This is a genomic window from Thermomonospora sp. CIF 1 (assembly GCF_001896795.1).
Classification (GTDB): Bacteria; Actinomycetota; Actinomycetes; order Streptosporangiales; family Streptosporangiaceae; genus Thermomonospora; species Thermomonospora curvata.
Genome location: NZ_MOYN02000014.1, coordinates 124,449 through 148,203, shown reverse-complemented (window position 1 = coordinate 148,203; position 23,755 = coordinate 124,449). Strand labels below are relative to the sequence as shown.

Annotated in this window: 16 protein-coding genes and 1 pseudogene; 9 read left to right on the top strand and 8 right to left on the bottom strand. The window is 71.8% G+C overall.

The features are described 5' to 3' along the window. The first annotated feature begins 202 nt into the window (after positions 1–202). The 3 genes from BUE48_RS07565 to BUE48_RS07555 all read left to right on the top strand — a co-directional run bounded on the left by BUE48_RS07565 (position 203) and on the right by BUE48_RS07555 (position 3,481). Positions 203–1,063: a hypothetical protein gene (locus BUE48_RS07565; protein WP_012851894.1), complete on the top strand. Its 861-nt coding sequence runs from the start codon at positions 203–205 to the stop codon at positions 1,061–1,063. 194 nt (positions 1,064–1,257) lie between these two features. Further along, a complete protein-coding gene (locus tag BUE48_RS07560; protein WP_286989465.1) occupies positions 1,258–2,607 on the top strand; it encodes a sensor histidine kinase in 1,350 nt (449 codons plus the stop codon). A 211-nt stretch (positions 2,608–2,818) separates the two neighbouring features. Further along, positions 2,819–3,481 (top strand): response regulator transcription factor, encoded by a 663-nt coding sequence (locus BUE48_RS07555; protein WP_012851892.1) that lies wholly within the window; start codon positions 2,819–2,821, stop codon positions 3,479–3,481. Between the two features lie 56 nt (positions 3,482–3,537). On the opposite strand, the gene clpX is transcribed toward BUE48_RS07555, so the two are convergent. The 5 genes from clpX to BUE48_RS07530 all read right to left on the bottom strand — a co-directional run bounded on the left by clpX (position 3,538) and on the right by BUE48_RS07530 (position 10,565). Beyond that, positions 3,538–4,815 (bottom strand): ATP-dependent Clp protease ATP-binding subunit ClpX, encoded by a 1,278-nt coding sequence (gene clpX, locus BUE48_RS07550; protein WP_012851891.1) that lies wholly within the window; start codon positions 4,813–4,815, stop codon positions 3,538–3,540. A 411-nt stretch (positions 4,816–5,226) separates the two neighbouring features. Next, positions 5,227–5,874 (bottom strand): ATP-dependent Clp protease proteolytic subunit, encoded by a 648-nt coding sequence (locus tag BUE48_RS07545; RefSeq protein WP_086014600.1) that lies wholly within the window; start codon positions 5,872–5,874, stop codon positions 5,227–5,229. 82 nt (positions 5,875–5,956) lie between these two features. Continuing rightward, positions 5,957–6,598 (bottom strand): ClpP family protease, encoded by a 642-nt coding sequence (locus tag BUE48_RS07540; protein WP_012851889.1) that lies wholly within the window; start codon positions 6,596–6,598, stop codon positions 5,957–5,959. A gap of 424 nt (positions 6,599–7,022) precedes the next feature. Further along, positions 7,023–8,468, bottom strand: coding sequence for a trigger factor (gene tig, locus BUE48_RS07535; protein ID WP_286989462.1), 1,446 nt, complete (start codon positions 8,466–8,468; stop codon positions 7,023–7,025). A 291-nt stretch (positions 8,469–8,759) separates the two neighbouring features. Then, entirely contained in the window at positions 8,760–10,565 is a 1,806-nt protein-coding gene (locus tag BUE48_RS07530; RefSeq protein ID WP_286989460.1) for a substrate-binding and VWA domain-containing protein, read from the bottom strand. Between the two features lie 308 nt (positions 10,566–10,873). Here BUE48_RS07530 and BUE48_RS07525 point away from each other — a divergent pair, with 308 nt between their 5' ends. From BUE48_RS07525 to BUE48_RS07515, 3 genes are all read left to right on the top strand, one after another. After that, positions 10,874–12,700, top strand: a complete 1,827-nt coding sequence (locus BUE48_RS07525) for a hypothetical protein (RefSeq protein WP_012851886.1) — start codon at positions 10,874–10,876, stop codon at positions 12,698–12,700. Between the two features lie 688 nt (positions 12,701–13,388). Next, a complete protein-coding gene (locus BUE48_RS07520) occupies positions 13,389–14,375 on the top strand; it encodes a DEDDh family exonuclease (protein WP_012851885.1) in 987 nt (328 codons plus the stop codon). A gap of 46 nt (positions 14,376–14,421) precedes the next feature. Then, complete coding sequence (locus tag BUE48_RS07515; protein WP_286989456.1) at positions 14,422–15,084, top strand: nitroreductase family protein; 663 nt, start codon at positions 14,422–14,424, stop codon at positions 15,082–15,084. Here BUE48_RS07515 and BUE48_RS07510 read toward each other — a convergent pair whose 3' ends face one another. After that, a complete protein-coding gene (locus BUE48_RS07510; RefSeq protein WP_286989454.1) occupies positions 15,085–15,957 on the bottom strand; it encodes an NAD-dependent protein deacetylase in 873 nt (290 codons plus the stop codon). Between the two features lie 14 nt (positions 15,958–15,971). Further along, positions 15,972–16,856: pseudogene (locus BUE48_RS07505) on the bottom strand (LLM class flavin-dependent oxidoreductase); the annotation flags it as partial. Positions 16,857–17,181: 325 nt separating this feature from the next. On the opposite strand from BUE48_RS07505, the gene BUE48_RS07500 reads away from it, so the two are divergent. From BUE48_RS07500 to BUE48_RS07490, 3 genes are all read left to right on the top strand, one after another. Further along, the gene (locus BUE48_RS07500; RefSeq protein ID WP_041439402.1) at positions 17,182–17,766 is read left to right on the top strand and encodes a hypothetical protein; all 585 of its coding nucleotides are present in this window, start codon (positions 17,182–17,184) and stop codon (positions 17,764–17,766) included. Positions 17,767–17,879: 113 nt separating this feature from the next. Continuing rightward, positions 17,880–18,410 carry a hypothetical protein gene (locus tag BUE48_RS07495; RefSeq protein ID WP_012851880.1) on the top strand — a complete coding sequence of 177 codons (531 nt, stop codon included), beginning with the start codon at positions 17,880–17,882 and terminating at the stop codon, positions 18,408–18,410. Positions 18,411–19,067: 657 nt separating this feature from the next. Continuing rightward, on the top strand, positions 19,068–19,718 hold the full coding sequence (locus BUE48_RS07490; protein WP_012851879.1) for a cutinase family protein: 651 nt from the start codon (positions 19,068–19,070) through the stop codon (positions 19,716–19,718). Positions 19,719–19,907: 189 nt separating this feature from the next. Here the strand turns inward: BUE48_RS07490 and BUE48_RS07485 are convergent, their stop codons facing one another. Beyond that, the gene (locus BUE48_RS07485; protein WP_286989451.1) at positions 19,908–23,552 is read right to left on the bottom strand and encodes a hydantoinase B/oxoprolinase family protein; all 3,645 of its coding nucleotides are present in this window, start codon (positions 23,550–23,552) and stop codon (positions 19,908–19,910) included. Positions 23,553–23,755: the final 203 nt, after the last annotated feature.

The following is a 23,755-nucleotide window of genomic DNA, read 5'->3' as shown; positions in this document are numbered from 1 at the left end:
CGGTCGCCGCGGCAGTGCCGAATGCCACGTCCACCCGCCTTCGGCGCGACCTGTGAAGATGGAAAATTCCACACTCGAGGGGGCCGGAGTGCGAACCCGCCGCTGCCCGTATGCGTCACAATGTTCGCCTAACACGCGCTTTGCACGGATGATGGAAACGTCTCGCCGCGGCTCCCAGTACCGGCGGGGCTGAGGAGAAGTCATGAGCGCTTGGAACCCCCCGCCAGGCCAAGGCGGTCCCTACGGCGGCCCCCCCGGTCCCGTTCCGCAGCCGGGCTATGGAGGTCAGCCCGGCGGCCCGGTCCCCCCGTACGGGCAGCAGCCCGGCTACGGCCAGCCCGGCTATGGACAGCCGGGTTACGGGCAGCAGCCGCCTTATGGCCAGCAGCCCGGTTACGGCGGCCCCGGCACGCCCCCTCCGTTCCCGCAGCCTCCGGTGCCGCCGCCTCCGCCGCGCCGCTCCAACGCCGGCCTGATCATCGGGCTGGTGGTCGGCGGTGTGGTGCTGGTGGGCATTTTGGCCGGTGTGGTCACGCTGCTGGGCGACTCCGGCGGCAGCCACACCATCGACACCCCCGCCACGGCCGGTGGGCTGAGCCGCAACTACGAGGCCGAGCGGGAGATGAACGCCCAGATCGGCCAGCAGCGCGCGCAGATGGAGCGGTCGGCCGGCGCCCGGCTCAAGGACCTGAAGACCGCCGTCTACGGCAGCGGCGATGAGCGGTACCTGTTCGTGGGCGGCACCGGCGACATCGAAAGCCCCGATGAGTTCATCGAGAACTTCCGCCGGGCGGTCACCGCGGGCAACAACAGCACCATCAGCGCCACCGTCGACAAGCTGGACGACCCCGGCGGGGACGGGGTGGGGGTGTGCGCGGAGATCCGCACCACCCTCCCGACCGGCCCCCAGATGAGCAGCGCGCTGTGCACCTGGGCCACCGCCTCCTCCTTCGGGGCGATCTACCCGGCGCCCGAGCGGACCTCGCTGACCTCCCCGCCCAACTACACCGCCTCTGAGGTCGCCGAGGTGATGCGCCGTATCCGGGCCGACGTGGAGGACTGAAAGCCCTCGCCGGCGAGCCGGCGGAATCCCGCTCACCGAGAGGGGGACGACGGGGAACCGTCGTCCCCCTCTCGGCGTCCAAGGAAGTCGCGGTGATTTTCCCGGGACACAGGTGACACCTGTCCCGTGACGGAGGGACGCCCCTTCCCCGAAGGTCGATTCAAGCGACGACCGGACGGGAGGGTTCCATGTGGGTGGCGGTCGCTCTGGCGGGCCTCATCACCGCCGCCCTCGTGCCGGCCTGCCGCTCGCATGCGCCGCGGCCGGATCCTCCAGGCCCTCGGCGCGGCCTCGGCCTGCTCATCGCCGGGACGCTGGAATACGGGCTGCCGGCCGTGCTGCTCGGCGCGGTCTGTCTCGGCTCGGCCGCGCTGGCGGGCGGTCAGGGGCCGCCGGTCCGCGACGCGGCCGCGGCGGCCGGGGCGTTCACCGCCGGGGTGCTGTGCCACCCGCTGCGCGCCCGGCTGCGGCGGGCCGCGGACCGGATGCTGCGGGCGGAACGCAATCCCTACCGGCTGGCGGACCGGCTCAGCCGCACCGTCCAGCGGGCGCGCGGCCCGGTGGAGGCCCTGGACGGGGCGGTCGCCCTGATCCGCCGGACCCTGCACGTCCCGGGGGCCTCGGTGGAGATCATCGGGGCCGCGGGCGAGCCGACGGTGCACCGGGACGGAGAACTCGGCGACCGGCCCTATGAGGTGCCGCTGACCTGGCAGGGCGAGCCGGTGGGGCGGATGCTGGTGGCCCGTCCCGCCGGCCGCCTGCGCCGCCTGGACGCCAGGCTGCTGGGCATCTTGGCGGTGCACATGGCCGATGTGGCGCACGGCGTGCGACTGGCCGCCGACCTGCAGCGCTCCCGGGAGCGGATCGTGGCCGCCCGGGAGGAGGAGCGCCGGCGGCTGCGCCGGGAACTGCACGACGGGCTCGGCCCCACGCTGGCGTCGCTGGCGATGTCGGTGGACGTCGCCCGGCTCACCATCGCCCGCACCCCCGCCCGGGTCGAGCCGCTGCTGTGCGAGCTGCGCCGGCGGCTGGACGCCGCGATCGGCGACATCCGCGACCTGGTGGAGGGCCTGCGTCCGCCCGCGCTGGACGACCTGGGGCTGGAGGGCGCGCTCAGGGCGCTGGCCGACCGCTGCGGGCCCGTCGCGGTGCAGGTGGACCTGCGGGGCGAGGTGGCCGACCTGCCGGCGGCGGTGGAGGTGGCCGCCTACCGGATCGTCCAGGAGGCGCTGGCCAACGTCGTCCGTCACTCGCGGGCAGCCGCCGCGTGGGTGTGCCTCAGCCGGACGCCGGACGCCCTGCAGGTCACGGTGAGCGACTCGGGAAGCGGCCTGCCGGAGCCGCTTCAGGTGGGCGGCGGGCTGCGGTCCATGCGGGAGCGGGCCGCCGAGGTGGGCGGCGATCTCACCGTCGCCTCCCGCCGGGGCGGCGGCACCACCGTGCGGGCCCGCCTGCCGCTGGCCGTTGCCTCCGAGGATCCTCCGTCGTCCGGCCCGTTCCGGCACCGCGAAGAACGAAGGCGAGGCGAGGTGAGCATGGCATGACCGGCATCGATCACCGTCCCCTGCGCCGGCGGGACGCGTGCGGCCCGCCGGGAGCGGCGAGTGCAGCCGCAAGCGGCGGGAAAGCGCCGCGGCCGGCCGCAGGACCGGACGGTGGCTGTACTATCGGCCCGCGATGCGGCGGCGCCCGGGTCGCCGTGCGTCTTCTGTTTCTTTCGTCCCCTTTTTCCCCGTCATCAGGAGTTCCCCGAACATGACCGCGCTGCCCGGCAACGAGGCGATCCGTGTCCTCATCACCGACGACCACCCGGTCTTCCGGCAAGGGCTGCGCGGGCTGCTGGAGGCCCTGGGCGTGGAGGTGGTGGGCGAGGCCGAAAGCGGCCCGCAGGCGGTGCAGCTGGCCGCCGAACTGCAGCCGGACGTGGTCGTCATGGACCTGCACATGCCCGGCGGCAACGGCATCGAGGCCACCCGCACCATCACCCGCACCAGCCCCCGCATCGGCGTGCTGGTGCTGACCATGTTCCGCGACGACGACTCGGTCTTCGCCGCCATGCGCGCCGGCGCCCGCGGGTACCTGCTGAAGGAATCCGGCGCCGAGGAGATCGCCCGCGCCGTGCGCGCGGTGGCCGCCGGGGAGGCCATCTACGGCCCGGAGATCGCCCGCCGGGTGCTGACCTACTTCGCCGACATGCCCGACCCCAAGCAGACGGCCTTCCCCGAGCTGACCGAACGCGAACGCGAGGTCCTTCAGCTCATCGCCCAGGGCCGCTCCAACGGCGAGATCGCCCAGACCCTGTTCCTGTCCCCCAAGACCGTCCGCAACCACGTCTCCAACATCTTCATGAAGCTGCACGTCGCCGACCGCGCCCAGGCGATCGTCCTGGCCCGCGAGGCCGGGCTGGGCACCACCTGACGGCGGGCATGCGAAAAGCCCCGGCCGGCGGGCCGGGGCTCGGCGTCCGCCAGGTCTCAGGCGGACTTTTCGCGCGGCTCCCGCTTGTTGGCGCGCTCGCGGGGCACCAACGTCGGGTTGACGTGCTCCAGCACGGCCTCGCGGGTGATGACGACGCGGGCCACGTCCTGGCGGCTGGGCACCTCGTACATCACCGACAGCAGCACCTCCTCCATGATCGCCCGCAGGCCGCGGGCGCCGGTGCCGCGCAAGATGGCCTGGTCGGCGATGGCCTCCAGGGCGTCAGGGGTGAACTCCAGCTCCACCCCGTCCAGCTCGAACAGCCGCTTGTACTGCTTGACCAGCGCGTTCTTCGGCTCGGTCAAGATCGCGATCAGCGCGTCCCGGTCCAGGTTGTGCACGTTGGTGATGACCGGCAGCCGCCCCACGAACTCCGGGATCATGCCGAATTTCAGCAGGTCCTCCGGCATGATCTGGGACAGGATGTCCGAGGAGGAGGACGCCTCGTCCTTGGAGCGGATCACCGCGCCGAAGCCCATGCCCTGCTTGCCGATCCGGGCCTCGATGATCTTCTCCAGGCCGGCGAAGGCACCGCCGCAGATGAAGAGCACATTGGTGGTGTCGATCTGGATGAACTCCTGGTGGGGGTGCTTGCGGCCGCCCTGCGGGGGCACGCTGGCGGTGGTGCCCTCCAGGATCTTCAGCAGCGCCTGCTGCACGCCCTCCCCGGAGACGTCCCGGGTGATCGACGGGTTCTCGCTCTTGCGGGCGATCTTGTCGACCTCGTCGATGTAGATGATCCCGGTCTCGGCCTTCTTGACGTCGTAGTCGGCCGCCTGGATCAGCTTCAGCAGGATGTTCTCCACGTCCTCGCCGACATAGCCGGCCTCGGTCAGCGCCGTGGCGTCGGCGATGGCGAACGGGACGTTGAGCAACTTGGCGAGAGTCTGCGCGAGCAGGGTCTTGCCGGATCCGGTGGGGCCCAGCAGCAGGATGTTGGACTTGGCCAGCTCCACCGAGTCGTCACGGCCGCTGTCGCCGGACTGGATCCGCTTGTAGTGGTTGTAGACGGCCACCGACAGCGCCTTCTTGGCCGCCTCCTGCCCGATCACGTAGCTGTCGAGAAATTCGTAGATCTCCCGAGGCTTGGGCAGGCTGTCCCACTTGAGTTCGGAGGTCTCCGAGAGCTCCTCCTCGATGATCTCGTTACAGAGATCGATGCACTCGTCGCAGATGTACACGCCCGGACCCGCGATGAGCTTCTTGACCTGCTTTTGGCTCTTTCCGCAGAACGAACACTTGAGCAGGTCACCACCGTCGCCGATGCGTGCCACCCAACCGTCTCCTTTTCGTGGGGCCGCCCGCCTGAGAGGATGCGGCGCGGTTGCTTGCCTCGCGTCAGGTGACGGAGCCGCCCGGTACCGGCCGGCGGCCGCGCCGGCCCGCGGCCGGGCCACCCGTCACCTCACGTTGATACCTATGATCGCGCGGGACGCCCACGTCGCAAGACGGGCGGCGCAGAGCCGGTCGCATCCGCATCGCCTCCATCCCGCTCGTTTCCATCCCGCCGGTCATCTGTGGTCTCGAAGGCTTTCGCCGTCGGCTTCGACGTTACCGCCTCCGGAGGACTTGGTGAGCCCCCCACCGGGAAGTCTCCCCTGCAGGATCGGGTCCGAGGGTCGCCCGGACCGCCCGCGGCACCGGGCCGGCCCGGCCCGGTGGGGCCGCGACCCGCCCGGTCACCCTCAAGGCGACACTACCGCCGGCCGGCGCTTCCTGCTGACGAAGACATCGTCCACCAAACCGTACGCCTTGGCGTCCTCGGCGGTGAGGATCTTGTCCCGCTCGATGTCCTTGCGGACCTTCTCGATCGGCTGGCCGCTGTGCCGGGAGATGATCTCCTCCAGCAGCTCGCGGATCCGCATGATCTCGCGGGCCTGGATCTCGATGTCGCTGGACTGCCCGTAGGTGCCCTCGGTGGCCGGCTGGTGGATGAGGATCCGCGAGTTCGGCAGCGCCGCCCGCTTGCCCGGGGTGCCCGCCGCCAGCAGCACCGCCGCCGCCGAGGCGGCCTGGCCGATGCAGACGGTCTGGATGTCGGGCCGGACGTACTGCATCGTGTCGTAGATCGCCATCATGGCGGTGAAGGAGCCGCCCGGCGAGTTGATGTACATGCTGATGTCCCGGTCCGGGTCGATGGACTCCAGCGTCAGCAGCTGGGCCATCACGTCGTTGGCCGAGGCATCGTCGATTTGCACCCCGAGGAAGATGATCCGCTCCTCGAAGAGCTTGTTGTACGGGTTCATCTCCTTGACCCCGTACGTGGTGCGCTCGACGAAGGAGGGGATGATGTACCGGTTGTCCACGGGCGCCGCGGTGCCGCCCACCCGCATGCCCGGCCTGATGAGATCGCTCACTTGTCTGCCTCCGCTAGTCCGCTTGGTTACCGAGGCTCGGCGCCGGGCGCCGGGCACGTCATGAGACAGGGCCCTCGGAGGGAACCTGGTTGGCGCTGCGCACCACGTGGTCGACGAAGCCGTAGGCCTTGGCCTCCTCGGCGGTGAACCAGCGGTCCCGGTCGGAGTCCCGCTCGATCTGCTCCACCGTCTGGCCGGTGTGCAGTGCGATCCGCTCGGCCAGCGTCCGCTTGACGTACAGCATCTGCTCGGCCTGGATCTTGATGTCCGAGGCGGTGCCGCCGATCCCGCCGGAGGGCTGGTGCATCATGATCCGGGCGTGCGGCAGCGCGTACCGCTTGCCCGGGGCGCCCGCGCACAGCAGGAACTGCCCCATCGAGGCGGCCAGCCCGATGCCCACCGTGGCGACGTCGTTGGGGACGTACTGCATGATGTCGTAGATCGCCATCCCGGCCGTCACCGAGCCGCCCGGCGAGTTGATGTACAGGTAGATGTCGCGCTCGCCGTCCTCAGCCGACAGCAGCAGCAGCTCGGCGCAGATCCGGTTGGCGATGTCGTCGTCGACCTGCTGGCCCAGGAAGACGATCCGCTTGCGCAGCAGCTGCTGGAACAGCTGGTCGCCCAGCGGCAGCAGCGGCGCCGCCTCGGTCACCCGTGAGGTGACCGGCTGCGGCTGTTCGAAAATCGGAGGCATGCTCACCGGGTTCCTCCGGTCATGTGTATCGGGTCAGTTGATTGGACATTAACGCGCCCCGTCATCCGCTTAAGCCGCGAGCCCGCCCTTTTCGCTTGCGGCGTATCCGCGGGCGCGTCGCCGGCGCGGCGGCCCGTGCAGACGCCCGCGGCACGGCGGGCCGCAGCCGGTTCCCGGGGCCGTGCCGCCGGTGCGGCGGCCTCCCCGGCGGGCCGGCGACGCACGCCCCTCCCCGCTCGTCCTCAAGATCGCCCGCTCCTCACGATCTTGAAAGCCTCCTCGGTCCAGAGGGCACGGACGGCCCGCCCGCGGCGGTCGTGAGGGTCGATACCCTGTGACGCTCCGGATACGCCAGGTGACCGGAACACGGGCGGGCCGGGACCGCGCGGATGCGCGCGACCCCGGCCCGCCGGAAGCGTCGCCCCGGGCCTTAGGACTCGGACTTGTCCTCGGCCTCGTTCTTGGCTTCCTCGTCCTTGGCTTCGGCCTTGGTCTCCTCGGCCTTGCCGGCGGACTCCTCGGCCGCCTCGGCCTCCGGCTGGGCGGCCTCGCCGCTCAGCTCGCGCCGCAGGGCCTCGATGTCGACCGCGTTGCCGGCCTCGTCGGTGATCTTGACGTGCTCCACCAGCAGGTTGAGGGCCTTGTTGCGCAGCACCTCCGAGACCAGGGCCGGGAGCTGGCCGCTTTGGGTGAGGTGGTCGGCCAGCTGCTGCGGCTGCACGCCCATCTGCATGGCCTGGCTCACCACGTACTCGCTGAGCTCCTCGTTCTCCACGCCCAGCTCCTCGTCGAGGGCGAGCTGGTCGAGGACGAAGCCGCCCTTGACCGCCCGGCGGGCGGCCTCGGCGATCTCGGCGTCGAACTCCTCGGCGGTCTTGCCCTGCTGCTTCAGGTAGGCCTCCTTCGACAGGCCGCTCCACTTGAGCTGCTGCTCCAGCTGCTCGTTGCGGCGCTCGATCTCGGCCTGAACCACCTTCTCCGGCAGCGGGATGTCGATCTGCTCCATCAGCGCCTCCAAGGCCCTGTCGCGGGCCTGGGAGAGCTGCTGCATGCGCTTGGTGCGGCCCAGGCGGGTGCGCAGGTCGGCGCGCAGCTCCTCGATGGTGTCGAACTCGCTGGCCAGCTGGGCGAACTCGTCGTCGGCCTCGGGGAGCTTCTTGACCTTGACGCTCTGCACGGTGACGGTGATCTCCGCCTCCTGCCCGGCGCGCTCACCGCCGACCAGCTTGGAGGTGAAGGTCTTGGACTCGCCCGCGCTCATGCCGGTCAGCGCCTCGTCCAGGCCCTCCACCGAGCTGTTGCTGCCGACCTCATACGAGTAGCCGGTGGCGGCGGCGTCCTCCACGGCCTCGCCGTCGACCTGGGCCGACAGGTCGATGGTGACGAAGTCGCCGGTCTCGGCCGCGCGCTCGACGGTGGTCAGCGAGGCGAACCGCTCGCGCAGGTTGCCGAGGGTCTCTTCGACCTCCTCGTCGGTGACCTTGGCCTCGTCCACGGTCACCTCGAGGTTGTCGTAGTCGGGCACCTGGAACTTGGGCCGCACGTCCACCTCGGCGGTGAACGTCATCTCCTTGCCGTCGTCCAGCTTGGTGATCTCCACCTCGGGCTGGCCGAGCACGAAGATCTCACTGGCCTCCACGGCGCGGCCGTACAGCTCCGGCAGGGCGTCGTTGACCGCCTCCTGCAGGACCGCGCCACGGCCGATGTACCTGTCGATCAGCGGGGCCGGCGCCTTGCCGGGGCGGAAGCCCTTGATACGGACCTGCTTGCTGATCTCCTTGTACGCCTTGTCGAGGTTCGGCTTGAGCTCCTCGAACGGAACCTCGACGGTGAGCTTGACCCGCGTGGGGGACAGCTCCTCGACATCGGTCTTCACTGGGGTCGGTCTCCTTGTCCGGCACGGTCACAGGCGCGGGTTCTCAACTGCCGGCCGCGGCGTTCAGACGCGTTGCCGCCGGTTGCGGTGCCCGGGCGCGGGCATGCCGACGAGCGGCTCCTCGCGCCTTCGCGGGCCAAGTCTATGGCGTTCGCGCGGCGCGCGCTGACACTCGGTTCCCCTCAAGGGGTGCGCCGCGTCCCCTGCGACGGTTGTGAACAGGTAATCAGAAGGGAGGGGCCGCAGGGGGCGCGGCGCGGTCAAGACCGCGTGCGGCCTTGGGAAACGGTCTCAGAAGTTGGAGATCACCTCGGTGAAGATGTCGCCGATGGTGTTGGGGTCGGAGGAGTCGTAGGCGGCCCCGTCGGCGGCCTCGGCGATGCGGCGCAGCACGTTCTGGTCGGCGTCCTCGCCGTAGCCGATGGTGAACACCCGCACCGATTCCTCCCGCCGGGCGCCGAGCTTGGCGATGAGGCCGTCCAGGTCCAGGCCGCCGGGCCGTTCGTTCTTGCCGTCGGTCATGACGACCACGGCGTTGATGGCGTCGCCCCTGCGGGAGCCGGTCATCTTCTCGTAGGCCGCCGCGGTGGTGTTGTACAGGCCGGTGCCGCCGCTGAGCGTGAGGCCCAGCAGGCGTTCGCGCAGCAGGGAGCGGTGCGCCTCGGTCATCCGCCCCAGCGGGACCACCTCCTGCCAGTCCCGCTCGCCCTGCCTGCGGGCGGCGGAGAACACCCACAGTCCCACCTGGTCCTGGCCGCGGAACTCCGCCAGCGCCTCGGCCGCGGCCTCCTTGGCCAGGTCGCCCTTGCTCTTGCCGGTGCCGGGGACGGTCTGCTGCATGGAGCCGGAGCGGTCGATGACCAGCAGCACGTTGGCCGGCTTGCGCAGCTCCGCCCAGGTCTTGAGGATCAGGTCCAGGATCTGGTCCGACGGCAGCGACAGCGTGGTCTTCGGCTCGCCGGGCAGCAGCCCGTTGGCCTCGGTGACGTGCCTGCCGGGGCGGCGCTGGTGGTCGCGGAAGCCGTGGTCGGTGAAGCGCTTTTGCACCCGCTCGGTGTGCAGGAACTTCAGGAACTCGTCGGCGACCTTCCGCTTCTCGGCGTCCATCCAGTTCAGCGGGACGTAGGGATGGTCGGAGTAGATCGTGCCCTCTTTGGGGTAGATCGCCACCAGCGGAACCTTGGGCTTGGGGCGTTTACCGAGGTCCTTGGGGTCAAGAGCGGGATTGCCCTGGTTGTAGTTCCAGACCGAGTTCTCCTCGACCGTCACGGCCGAGATATAGGACATCGCCTGGCCGCGGTCGTCGGCCCGCAGCAGGTTGCTCAGGAACGTCAGCGTGGTGTGCCCATAGTGGACGATCGCTTTTTCGATGTCGGAGACGAACTTGCGGTTGTCCGCGGCGGTGATGTCGCCCTCCGTGAGGTCGGAGGTGGTTCCGGTGGCCGCGAAGTAGGCGCCGACGGTGGCGTGCAGGCCCGAGGTGGACAGGTTGGGGTTGGTCTTGCCCAGCCGGAACTCGCCCCACTCGGGGTGGCCGTACTTCTTCCAGCCCTCGGGATCGGTGGCCAGCGCGGCCAGGTCGGACCAGCCGATCGCCTTCTTGGGCCAGCCCAGCGCCTCGGCCATGGGACGGGGCATCGCGATGGTCAGCGGGGAGGTCATGATCGGCGGGAACTCCCCGTCCGGCACCGGTGAGGGCTTGTCCTCGGCGCCGGTGCGCAGCCGCAGCATGGCGGGCCAGACATTGGCCGCCGGGCTCCACACGTCCGGGCGCTTGCCGTCGGTGCGCTCGTCCCAGCCGCGGGCCAGCGCCAGCATGGCGGTGCCGGAGTTCTTGGAGTCGACCTGGATCTCCACGCACTTGCCGTCGATCCGGCGGTCTTCGGCGAAGTCGTCGGCGGCCTGCTGCAGCAGGCCGACCTTGTCTTGAGAGGCCGCTATGCGCAGCCGCACGGTCTGGCCGCAGCCGCCGCCGATGCCGCAGGCCACGGCGGTGGTGGCGGCCAGCGCGGTCGCCCGCCGCGCGCCGTGCCGCTGCGTCCGCCCGAGTCCTTCCGCTCCGGGCCCGTCGCCGCGGAACCTGCCGAAACCGCGCACCTGCAAACCTCCTTACCGGGGATCGGCTCATCCGAGCCGCGCCGCTGTGCGCCAACCCTACGGCTCAAGATCGCCTGTACAAGGGCATTCGCCACGTTCGGAGCGGCCTGCATCCGCCCCCGGTTTTCAGACTCCCGGAGCCGCCCGTCCGTTCCGCCACAGAAGCGACCGGATCGCCATTGTTTTGTCGGTTGATGCGCTTCTTCACCCGCGTCTACTCACTTGGGCACAGGTCGCCAATCCGAATGTTTTGTTACGGGGGTGTGACATGTGGGGGGTGTTGCCCCTACTTTGGCAGGATGGACGGGATGCTTGCGGCTTTCGCGGCCACCGGGCTGTACTACGTCGCGTTCGCCATCTTCAAGGTCGCCGCCGACCGCATGGAGCCGATGCGGGGCCACCGCATCCTGCACATGACCTGGGTGATCCTCAGCAGCTGGATCTTCCTGGGCGGGCTGGTGCTGCTGCTGGGCGGGCTGGTGCTGCAGATCCTGGCGCTGAGCGAGCTGGCGATCAGCGTGGCCGTCCCGATCTTCGTCTCCGGGCTGGTCCCGCTGCTGCTGATCGCGCTGACGGTGTTCGGGGAGCGGCTGCGCGCCCGCGAGTGGGCCAGCCTGGGGCTGATCGCCGCGGCGATGCTGCTGCTCGCGCTGTCCATCGGCAATCCCGCCCCCATCAACGCGGCGGAGGTGGAGCCCTGGAAGCTGGCGGTGGCGGTGATCCCGCCGCTGACGGTGCCGCTGATGCTGATGATCTTCGGCGACTACCGTCCCGACGGCCGGCATGCCCGTCCGGTGACCGGCATCGCCTACGGGATGAGCGCGGGCTTTCCGATCGGCACCGCCGAGCTGGCCATCAAGGGCTGGGGCGACACCATCGCGGACCTGCAGTTCCTGCGGACCCCCTACCCGTATCTGGCGGTGGTGGCCGCGGCGCTGGGGCTGGGCATCATCATGGTCGGCTACCAGCGCTGCCGGGTCTCGATCGTCACCACCGTGATGACGATCAGCGCCAAGACCTACCTGCTGGTGGTGGGCACCGTCCTGTACGGGGAGCCGTGGCCGGACGCCGGCCAGGCCGTGCTGCGGATCCTGGCGCTGGCGCTGGCGATCTACGCGCTTTTGCTGTTCCCCCGTCACGACGACCGGCAGCGCCCGGCGGCGGCCGCCGAACCGGCCGCCTCCCAGCGGAACGCCGACCGGGCGGGCGCCGCGCAGCCGCCCCGGCCGCGCGCGGTGGAGGACACCTGGCCGGACGCTCCGGCGGTCGCGCCGGTGCCGCAGGCCCGCAGCGCACGCCCGCAAGGGGACGGGACCGGAAAGTCCCGTGACGCGGCGGGTGAGGGTCCCCGGGCCGAGCGTTCCGCAGGCGCCGAGCCCGATCGGGAGCCCGGCCGGACTCGTCCGCCGGAGCCGGAGTGGCGGCGCGGCGCGGGCCGGGCGCGCCCCGCCGGCTCCTTCGACCAGGCCGCGCCGCCCGGCGGGCGGACGCGCGTCCCCGGCGCAGGGGTGCGCACCCCGGACGTGCGGCCACCCCACGCGGTGGAGGTCCCCCTGGCGGCCCCGGTGAACTCGCCCCAGGCGCCCGCCGTGGAAAGCACCGGGCCGCTGCCTCTCATCGGGGACGAGCAGGTGCAGGCGTATGCGGCGGGCGTCAAATGGTCCCCCATCGCGGGCTCGCCCGCGCAGGCTCCCACGTCGCAAAACGAGCCGTCCGCCGGACGTTCCGCCACCGGGGAAATGCCCGCGGTCGTCCCGGAACAGAGTCGGCGGGCGGACGCAATGCCCAATGGGCAGTCTCCGACCAGGGAAAATCCCATTGTGAATCCCGGTCCGGCCGCCGGAGGCCCGGGAGAAGCCCCCGCGGTGAATTCTCACCGGAACGGTCAGACGAATACACGGAATAGCGAACGGTCACATACCGGAGAAATTCCTGTGGTGGGCGCCCAGCCGTCGCGCATCCCGGAAGGCCGGCCGGGCGCCGGGCGCTTCCACACCGGGGAGATGCCGGTGGTGCGGAATGAGCCGCCGCAGGAGGAGCACAAGCGCCCCCGGCCGTCTGCGCGGATCGGCGCGCGCTCGCGTGCGCTGGACGAGGAGCAGCCCTACCGGCCCAAGTACCGGCGACCCGAGTGAGCGTTCGCCGGGGCGGGCGCGCACGAGCGCCCGGCGGGCCGGCGCGAGCATGAGAGGGGATCCCGGAAGCGCCCCGCTCCGGGATCCCCTCGTCCTGTGCGGACGGCGCGGTCCCGGTCGAGGGCGGGCCGCGCCGATCCCGGTCGGCGAAGACCTCCGCCCGGATCGCGGTGCCGCGGGCCCCGGGCCCCACCGGCGATCCGGCCGCAGCCGCCCTCGCGGGCCGGGCCGGGCCGCGCCCTCCCGGCGGCCGGCCGCATCGAGGGTCTCAGCTCCCAGAACGGTAGAAATGGGCTTTTTCGGACGCATTGCCCTTGTGTGAACGCTGCGTTAACCACGCGATCGGCGGGCCTTCTTCAACGCGCCGCCTCCGCAGGTCGAGCCGGGGGTCTTGCCGTCAGGGGCGACGCCGTGACCCGCAACGCCCCGCGGTACCGGAGACCACCCGGGCTCCCGTCCCCGGTGTCTTGGGCCATGCGCCGAAAAGGTCCGGCGCGTCGCCCGCTCGTGGTGCGGGCGGTCCGGGCGCCTGCGGGCGGTCGGGGCACAGGCGCCCGGACGGCGTGGCGGTGCCCTGACGTCCGGGCAGGGCGTCGGTCGGTGGTACGGCTCCCCCCGGGACGGAGGTTCAACGTTCCGGCGAGACCATCGACGCCAAGACACCCCCGGATAGGGCATCCTTCCCCCTATGAAGCAGCTCCCGGCCTCCGGCCCGCTCCCCTACCCCCACGACTGGACGGTCGTCGACGTCGAGACCTCGGGCCTGCGGCCGGACCGCCACCGCGTGCTCTCGCTGGCGGTGCTCACCCTGCGGCCGGACGGCCATCTGGTGGAGGAGTTCTCCACGCTGCTGGACCCGGGCTGCGACCCCGGCCCGGTGCACATCCACGGGCTGACCCCGGAGCGGCTGCGGGGCGCGCCCACGTTCGACCGGGTCGCCGAGCGGGTGGCGGAGCTGCTCAGCGGCCGGGTGATGGTGGCGCACAACGCCGCCTTCGACTACGCCTTCCTGGCCCATGAATTCGGCCGGGCCGGCCTGCACCTGCCGGTGGAGCAGCGCCTGTGCACGCTGGCGCTCGGCCGCAGGATCGGCCTGCCCACGCCCGACCTGCGGCTGAGCACCCTGGCCGCCCACTACGGCGTCCCGCAGCACCGGGCGCACGACGCCCTGGACGACGCCCGGGTGCTGGCCGGGGTGCTGCGCGCCTCACTGGCCGACGCCGCCGCGCTCGGAGTGCCGCTGCCGCTGGAGAGGTGCTCCTTCCACAGCGTCCTGCGCAACGGCGCCGCACGCAACGGATACCCCCCGCCGATCCGCAAGACGCCGTGCGCGTTCCGCTGCCCGGGGCGCATGAGGGCCGGCGGTCCCCTCGTGCAGGGCATGAAGGTGGTCTTCACCGGCGAGACCCTCACCCCCCGGCAGGAGCTGGCCGACCGGGCGGCCGGGGCGGGCCTGAACGTGATGAGCACGGTCAGCCGGTTCACCAGCGTGCTGGTGGCCGCCGACGTGCACGCCGCCTCCGCCAAGGCCCGCCGGGCCCGCGCGGAGGGCGTCCCGATCATCGATGAGCCCACGTTCCTGCGCCTGCTGCAGGACGTCCGCCCCGGGGTACGGCTCGATGAACCGGAGCCGGCCTCAGCAGCGGTGCCTTTCGGCCCGAAAGCGCAGCGCTGAGCCGCCTCCCAAAGCGTGGGAAGGACGGTGTGCCACGATGGCGGGCATGACGACACTGCCGCTGACCCCTGACGAGCTGCTGACGACCACCCGCTCCGTCCGCAAGCGACTGGACCTGGACCGGCCCGTCCCCATGGAGCTGGTCAAGGAGTGCCTGCGGATCGCGCTCCAGGCGCCCAGCGGCGGCAACCAGCAGAACTGGCGGTGGGTCGTGGTGACCGATCCGCACCTGAAAGAGCGGATCGGCGAGTACTACCGGCGGTCTTTCACCGCCTACGCCGCCTCCAAGTCGTTCGCGGGCGCGCTGTTTCAGGACGATCCCGCCCGCGCCGAGGTGCAGCGGCGCGTGGGCGCCAGCGCCGCCTACCTGGCCGAGGTCATGGGCCGGGTTCCCGTGCTGCTCATCCCCTGCCTGGAGCTGCCGGACGGACGGCTCGGGGAGGGCAACCAGGCCGGGGTGTGGGGGTCGCTGCTGCCGGCGGTGTGGAGTTACATGCTGGCCGCCCGGGCCCGCGGCCTGGGCACCGCCTGGACGTCGCTGCACCTGAGGTATGAGCAGCAGATCGCCGAGCTGCTGGGGCTGCCGCCGCAGGTCCGCCAGGGCGCGTTGATCCCGACGGCCTACTACACCGGCGAGACCTTCCGGCCCGCTCCCCGCCGGCCGCTGGAGGAGGTGCTGCACGTCAACGGCTGGCAGGGCGAAAGCTGATCAGCAGGCCGCCACCAGTGCGCTCAACGCGGCGCCCAGCGGGGCGTCCCACTTCACCAGCGCCAGGTCGTCCCCGCGGGTCGGCCCCCGGTTGATGATCGCCACGGGGATGGCGTGCCGGGCGGCGTGACGCACGAAGCGGTGACCGGACATCACGGTCAGCGAGGAGCCGAGCACCAGCAGGGTGGCGGCGCGCTCGGTCAGCGCATAGCACTCCTGGACGCGGGCGGGCGGCACGTTCTCGCCGAAGAAGATCACATCGGGTTTGAGCACCCCGCCGCAGCGCCGGCAGTCCACGATGCGAAAGCCGGCGATCTGCTCCTCAGACAACGCCGCGTCCCCGTCGGGGCCCACCGCGTCGGCGCGGGCGTCCCAGCCGGGGTTGGCCTGCTCCAGGCGTTCTTGCAGCAGCCGGCGCGGGGTGCGCTCCCCGCAGCCCAGGCACACCACCCGGTCCAGCGAGCCGTGCAGCTCGATCACATCCCGCGCCCCGGCGGCCTGGTGCAGCCCGTCGACGTTCTGGGTGATGATCCCGGTGACCAGCCCGCGCCGCTGCAGCTCGGCGACCGCGCGGTGACCGGCGTTGGGTTCGGCGCGGGCGATGTGCCGCCAGCCCAGGTGGCTGCGCGCCCAGTACCGCCGCCGGGCCGCCGCGCTGCCCACGAACGTCTGGTAGGTCATCGGCTCGGCCCGCCGCCGGCGTCCGCTCTCCCCCCGGTAGTCGGGGATGCCCGATTCGGTCGACAGCCCGGCCCCGCTCAAGACCACCACATCGCCGTCGGCGACGAGCGCGGCCAGCGTCTGCGGGCAGGCGCCGGCCGGAACGCCCGGCGCCCCGGCTCCGCCGAGGCCCCTGCCAGCGACCAGACTCATCCCTCAATGGTGCCCGACGCCCGGTCATGCGCCGGCGCCCGTGCGGCGCGCTCGGCGGCGACGAGCTCGCGGACCGCGGGGGCGGTCTCCCGTCCGAAGACCGTGATGGCCTGCGGATCGTCGCCGGCGAGGATGAAGCCGCTGACGCCGTGCTCCAGGGCCAGCTCGGCCAGGCGCGCGGGCTCCCGGTGCAGCGAGGGGTCGATGTTGAGCAGGCGGCGGACGGCCCACGGGTCGCGTCCGGCCGCCTCGGCGGCCTCGTCGATGATCGTGTTGCCGGCGGCCAGGTCGTCCAGGCCCTGCAGGTAGGACAGCGAGGGCAGCCAGCCGTCGGCCTTGCGGCCGACCAGGCGCAGCATGCGGGGCTTGTAGGCGCCCAGCCAGATCCGGATGTCGTGGGCGGGGGCGGGACCGCGTTTGGCGCCGTCCACGCGGTAGTGGGCGCCGTCCGTCCGCAGCAGCGCCCTGGCGTCGGCGTCCCAGATGCCGCGGATGATGTCGATGGCCTCCTCCAGGGCCTGGACCGCCTGGCCGGGGGCCAGCCGCCGTCCGCCCATGGCGGCGATGGCGTCCCAGAACCCGCCGGCGCCCAGGCCGAGCTCGAAACGGCCGCCCGACAGCAGGTCCAGGCTCGCCGCCGCGCGGGCCAGCACGGCCGGCGGGCGCAGCGGCAGGTTGACCACGTTCCCCGACAGATGGACGCGCTCGGTGCGGGCGGCGACGTAGGACAGCAGCGTCCAGGTGTCCAGGAAGCGCGGCTGGTAGGGGTGGTCCTGGAAGGTCACCAGGTCCAGCCCGGCGTCTTCGCTGTGCCGGGCCAGGGCCACGACCTCCTGGGGAGCCGCGGCGGTGGGCGTGATGAACGAACCGAAGATCAGGTCGTGGCCGTAGTCGGGCATGGGTCCCCCTCATCGGGCTCGGTGCCTGCGGCGCGGATGTCCTGCTGAACATCGCCGCCTCGAGGGGCATTCCCCGCAGGCGGGGCGATGCGCGCGTCCAGAGGTGGTGCCCCGTTTGAAGCCGGACGCCGGGAACCGAGAGAAAAGGACTTCACCGTCATCCCAACACCCGCCGTAACCGCTTTGTCCGAACGGGGGTCTATGGGAGACTCCGCCCATGCGCTCACGCCCCTGCGGCACCTCCCGGGAGCCGCGGAACACCACCCCACGTGCCCGGCAGCGGGCGCCTCACCGATCAGGTCCCGGGCGGTTTCGCCGGGCCGCCGTGCTGCTGGTTCTGGCGTCGGGGCTTGCGGCCGGCTGCGGGGAGGAGACCGCGGCGCCGCCGACCGCCGAGCACAGCGCCCGGGCGCAGCGGCTGGGCGTGCCCGTGGAACTCATCTACGTCATCGACCTCGAGGGCTACCGGCGCGCCACGGGGGCCATGGGCGCCTATGGCGATGCGGGTTTTCAAGACATCTACCTCTACGGCGAGAGCGATGTACGGCTGACCGTCGAGCGGCGCACGATCACCGCCGCCGACTGCCCGTCCCTGCCGGTCCCCGCCGCCTCGGGCGCCGCCGTCCGGTGCGGGCGAGACGGGGAGGGCTGGCGGCGCAGCAGCGGCAACCGGCTGGAGTACGCGCTGACCCGCGGGGAGCTCCTGGTCCGGGTGAGCGGGCAGGCGGGCGCCGTGGCGTTCGAGTCGCTCCGGGAGGCCGCGGTCAAGGCCCGCCCGGCGACCAGGGAGGAACTCGACGAGATGCTGGCTGCGGGCTCCTCTGGGGGCGCACCCCAGATGCCTCCGCGGGGAGATCTGCCCCCGCATGGCGACGGCGCTCCCGACAACCGGGTGGGCCCCGGCGGCTGAGCCCGTCGCGCGGCGCGCCGGCGCCGAGGGACCTTGGACCGTGTCGCGCCGCCGGGTTCCCGCCCATACTGGACGGGCAGAACCGTCTTGTCCCCGCATCGAGGAGGACGGCCGTGCGCGCGATCAGAGGGGCCGTGGCGAAACTGTCGGCCGGCGGGCGTCCGACGGCCCCGCTGTACCGGTTCCAGCGATGGCTCTACCGGGGCGGGCGGCCCAGCCGCCTGGCCCGGGTGATGAACCGGATCCAGGTGATCGTGCAGGAACCGGGGCTGATCATGCCCGAACGGCTGGTGACGATGCGGGTGCCCGGCCGCCGCACCGGCCGGATGCTGTCGTTCCCGCTGGTCGTGGCCGATTATGCGGGCGAGCGCTACCTGGTGGCGATGCTCGGGGAGCGGTCGGCCTGGCCGAAGAACGTCCGGGCGGCGGGCGGACGGGCCACGCTGCGCCACGGCCGCATCGAGCGGGTGCGGCTGGAGGAGGTCCCGCCCGCCGAGCGCGCTCCCATCATCCGCCGCTATCTGGATTGCGCGCCCGGAGCCCGGCCGCATATCCCGGTGGACCGGCGGGCGCCGCTGGAGGAGTTCGAGCGGATCGCGCCGCAGATCCCCGTCTTCCGGATTCTTCCGGACGTCTCCGGCTAGGGCATGCGGCGTCTCATCGAGAAGGGCTGAAGAGCCTCCGCGGGGAATGCCGAAGGCTCACCGGACCTTCGGCCTCGACCGCGGTCCACTGTCGCACATGGGGCCGCCTCCGATCCCCGAAGCCCTGTTTTTCAGTTTCAAGACTCTTTGGGTCTTCGAGTCGGAGGCTTCCGCGCGCAAAGGTCCGCCGGGGGCGTCCACGCCGTGCCGCCGGGGACGCTTTCCTCCTCGTTCTGCCTGCTCACCGGCGAGGTGGCGGGCTCCTTCCGCGGAGGGACGAGACGTCTGCGCACCGCACATGCGTCGCGTTGGATTCATGATCCACATGACGAGAAATCCTCCTTTTCCCTGATCACAGAGGTGAAGGAAAACAATTCCACGCGCAGGCCGTTGTGCAGCGGCACATTTCACCTGGACTTCAGGCCCGTTTCCACTCTGGTGTTGCTTTTGTGCTTTTTGTGACTGTTGTATGGTTGCCGGGCAGTCGCCAGGAATTCCCTGCGGTAAGGCGCGCCTGAGCGTCCGCGGCCGTCCGCCTTTCGGTCCGCCGTTCAAGGCGCGCCCTTGCAACGGATCGCCCGGAAAGGGCGGTGACCGGCGCCCGCCCGTGCACCGCGGGGAGGGCGTCTGCCCGACGTCAGCCGAAGAGGTGAATCCATGCGTTCCCGTACGTCCACCCTCGCCCGTCTCGTCGCCACGGTGACCGCGCTCACGGGTGCGGCGACCGGCGGACTGGTCGCCCTGGGTGCCGCCCCCGCGTCCGCGGCGTGCTCACCGGTGGAGGTGGTGGCCGCCAGGGGCACCTTCGAGCCCGGGCGGCTGGGAGTGATCGTCGGCGACCCGGTCTTCAAGGCCCTGCAGGGCAGGTTCCCCAAGAAGAAGCTGAGCGCCCACCCGGTCGACTACCCGGCCGACGCCAGCCCCACCTCGCCCCGCAAAGGCGTGCAGGCCCTGGTCAAGCACGTCACCAAGCAGGCCCGGGCCTGCCCGAAGCAGAAGTTCGTCCTGGTCGGCTACTCCCAGGGCGCCATGGTCGTCACCGGCGCCCTCGGCGGAGCCGTCGGCGGCGGCACCAAGCTGCCCAAGAACACCCACGCCAAGATCGCGGCCATCCTGCTGTTCGGCAACCCGAACCGGATGGCGGGCAAGAGCGGCGTCGCCAAGAAGTTCGCCGGCCGCACCCTCGACATCTGCAAGAAGGGCGACCCGGTCTGCGGCGGCGGCACCAACATGGCGGCCCACCTGGCCTACCGCTCCGACGCCGACCGGGCGGCCCGGTTCGCCGCCGAGAAGATCCGCAAACGCTGACACCAGATCCGGGGCGGCGGAGCGCCCCTCCCCTCCGCCGCCCCGGCCTCATCAAGCGCATCCGGTGCCGAACTGAACGTCCCGGCCCGGGCCCGCCACCGGCTCCCGCCGGGCCCTCCGCCCGGTCACCCCGCAAAAGACGGACGGCCCTCGCACGCCCGGTGCCGGGAAATCCTCCGGGGCGGACGGTCAGGGCGCGCCGTAGCCGCCTCCGCCGGGGGTCTCCAGCACGAACACCTCGCCCGCGGCGACCTCGACGCTGTCGCAGCCGCGCAGCTCGGTGACCGTGCCGTCGGCGCGTTCCACCCACTGGCGGCCGAGGGCGCCCGGAGCGCCGCCCGCCATGCCGTAGGGCGGGACCCGCCGGTGGCCGCTCAGCACGGTCACCGTCATCGGCTCCAGGAAGCGGATCCGGCGCCGGCCGCCGTCGCCGCCCCGGTAGCGGCCCGCCCCGCCGCTGCCGCGGCGGATCTCATAGGACTCCAGCCGCACCGGGAAACGCCACTCCAGCACCTCCGGGTCGGTCAGCCGCGAGTTGGTCATGTGGGTCTGCACCACATCGGTGCCGTGGAAGCCGTCCCCGGCCCCCGAACCACTGGCGACCGTCTCGTAGTACTGGTGGCGTTCGTTGCCGAAGGTGACGTTGTTCATCGTGCCCGACCCCTCGGCCTGCACGCCCAGCGCCCCGTACAGCGCCCCGGTCACCGCCTGCGAGGTCTCCACGTTCCCGGCCACCACCGCCGCCGGATACCGCGGCGAGAGCATGGTGCCGGGCGGGATGATCACCTTGAGCGGGGCCAGGCAGCCGGAGTTGAGCGGAATGTCATCGTCCACCAGCGTCCGGAACACATACAGCACGGCGGCCATCGCCACCGAGGAGGGGGCGTTGAAGTTGCCCTCCAGCTGCGGCGAGGTCCCGGTGAAGTCGATCTCGGCGCTGCGGGTGCGGCGGTCCACGCGCACGGCCACGCGGATGTGGGCGCCGTTGTCCATCTCGTAGTCGAACGAGCCGTCGCGCAGCGCGGAGATGACGCGCCGCACCGCCTCTTCGGCGTTGGCGCGGACATGCCCCATGTAGGCGTGGACCACCTCCAGGCCGAAGTGCTCCACCATCGCGCGCAGCTCTTGCACGCCCTTTTCGTTGGCGGCGATCTGGGCGCGCAGGTCGGCGATGTTCTGGGCGGGGTTGCGCGACGGGTAGGGGGCGGAGGTCAGCGCCTGCAGGATCTCCCTTTCGCGGAAGCGGCCGTCCCGCACCAGCAGCAGGCTGCGCAGCAGGACGCCCTCTTCCTCCACGCGGGTGCTGAAGGCGGGCATCGACCCGGGGGTCATCCCGCCGATCTCGGCGTGGTGGCCGCGGGAGGCGACGTAGAACAAGACGGCGCCGTCCTCGCCGAAGACCGGGGTGACCACGGTGATGTCGGGCAGGTGCGTGCCGCCGTGGTAGGGGTCGTTGAGGGCGTAGACGTCCCCGGGACGCATGTCGGGGCGGTCTTTGATCAGCTCTTTGATGCTCTCGCCCATCGAGCCCAGGTGCACGGGGATGTGCGGGGCGTTGGCGATGAGGTTGCCGTGCTGGTCGAAGATCGCGCAGGAGAAGTCCAGGCGTTCTTTGATGTTCACCGAGTGGGCGGTGGACTGCAGCCGCACCCCCATCTGCTCGGCCACCGACATGAACAGGTTGTTGAAGATCTCCAGCATGACCGGGTCGGCGTCGGTGCCCACCGCCCGGCTCGCCGGACGGGCTTTGACGCGCCGCAGCACAAGGTGGCCCAGTTCGTTGACGGTGGCCTGCCAGCCGGGTTCCACCACCGTGGTGGCGTTGTCCTCCACGATGATCGCCGGGCCGTCGATCCTGTCGCCGCATTGCAGGTCGGCCCGGTGATAGAGGTCGACCTGCCGCCAGGCGCCGCCGGTGTAGAAGGGGACGCGGTCGCGGACGGGCACCGGCCCCTCCCGGCGGGGGCGGGCGGCCGGCGGCCGTTCGGTGACCCCGGAGGCGCCGGTGGCCTCCACCGACACCGCCTCCACCACGATCGGCCGGTCCGGCATCAAGAACGCGAAACGGCGCCGGTAGGCCGCCTCGAACTCGGCCGTCATGGCGGCCGCGCCCGCCTCGTCCAGCTCGGCCGGCGCCCGCACCGGCAGGGCGGTGTCGGTGCCCTCATAGCGCAGGTGGGCGCGGCGCACCACGGTGATCTGCTCGTCCGGCACGCCCTCGGACTTCAGCTCGGCGCGGGTCTCGGCCTCCAGGCGGGCGAACACCTCCGCCAGCGGCACGCCGTCCACCCGCACGTCCGCGCCGAGCGGGGCCTCCACCGCCGTCTCGCGCATGGCGGTGACGTCGGCCAGTCCCATCCCGTAGGCCGACAGCACGCCGGCCAGCGGGTGGATGAGGACGGTGGTCATGCCGAGGGCGTCGGCCACGGCGCAGGCGTGCTGCCCGCCGGCGCCGCCGAAGGTGGTCAGCGCGTACTCGGTGATGTCGTAGCCGCGCTGGACGGAGATCTTCTTGATCGCGTTGGCCATGCCGGCGACGGCGATCTCCAGGAACCCGGCGGCGACCTGCTCGGGGGTGCGTCCATCGCCGATCCGTTCGGCCAGCTCGGCGAAGCCCGCCCGGACCCGTTCGGCGTCCAGCGGCTGGTCGCCGCTCTCCCCGAAGACGTGCGGGAAGTGGGCCGGCTGGATGCGGCCGAGCATGACGTTGGCGTCGGTGACGGTCAGCGGGCCGCCGCGCCGGTAGCAGGCCGGTCCCGGGTCCGCGCCGGCCGAGTCCGGGCCCACCCGGTAACGGTCGCCGTCGAAGTGCAGGATCGACCCGCCGCCGGCGGCGACGGTGTGGATGCTCATCATCGGGGCCCGCATGCGGACCCCGGCCACCTGCGTCTCCAGTTCGCGTTCGAACTCGCCCGCAAAGTGCGACACGTCGGTGGACGTGCCGCCCATGTCGAAGCCGATGACCTTGTGGAATCCGGCCGCCGCCGAGGTGCGGGCCATGCCGACCACGCCGCCGGCCGGGCCGGACAAGATGGCGTCCTTGCCGCGGAAGTTGTGCGCCTCGGTGAGCCCGCCGTTGGACTGCATGAACATCAGCTGCACGCCCTCGCCGCCGCGGCCGGGGCGCCGCGCGCCCAGCTCGTCGGCGACCTGGTCGACGTAGCGGCGCAGGATGGGCGACAGGTAGGCGTCCACGACGGTGGTGTCGCCCCGGGACACCAGCTTCATCAGCGGGCTGACCTTGTGCGACTCCGACACCTGAGGAAAGCCGATGCGGCGGGCGATCTCCCCGATCCGCGCCTCGTGCCGGGGGTAGCGGTAGGCGTGCATGCACACCACCGCCACCGAGCGCAGCCCGTCGTCGTAGGCGCGCTGCAGCTGCCGGGTGACCTCTTCTTCGTCCAGCGGGACGATCACTTCGCCGTGCGCGCCGATCCGCTCATCGACCTCGATCACCCGGGTGTGCAGCAGCTCGGGCACGGTGATGGCGCGGTCGAAGATGCGCGGCCGGTTCTGGTAGCCGATGCGCAGCGCGTCCCGGAAACCCCGGGTGATCACCAGCACCGTGGGTTCGCCCTTGCGTTCCAGCAGCGCGTTGGTGGCCACCGTGGTCCCCATCTTGACCGCGGCGATGCGGTCGGCGGGGATCGGCTCGCCCTCCGGCACGCCCAGCAGCCGGCGGATGCCGGCCACCGCCGCGTCCCGGTAGCGGCCCGGGTTCTCCGACAGCAGCTTGCAGGCGACCAGCTCCCCGTCCGGTCGCCGTCCGACCACGTCGGTGAAGGTGCCTCCGCGGTCGATCCAGAACTCCCAGCGCCCTTCGTTCCCGCTCACCCGCCCATAGTGCACCACGGGCACCGGCGGCCGCTCCGGGCGTCCTGCAGGGCCGGGCTTTCCGTAATTGCGCGGTGATTGCGCAGCCTTACCGGAGAGATCGCGGCGAAGCCGGTTCCTGACAGCGGGACCGACCAAGCTTGACATGCAGGTCGTTCAAACGAACGAAGGCGGCGGGCCCGGAGGGCGCGCCGCCGGATCCG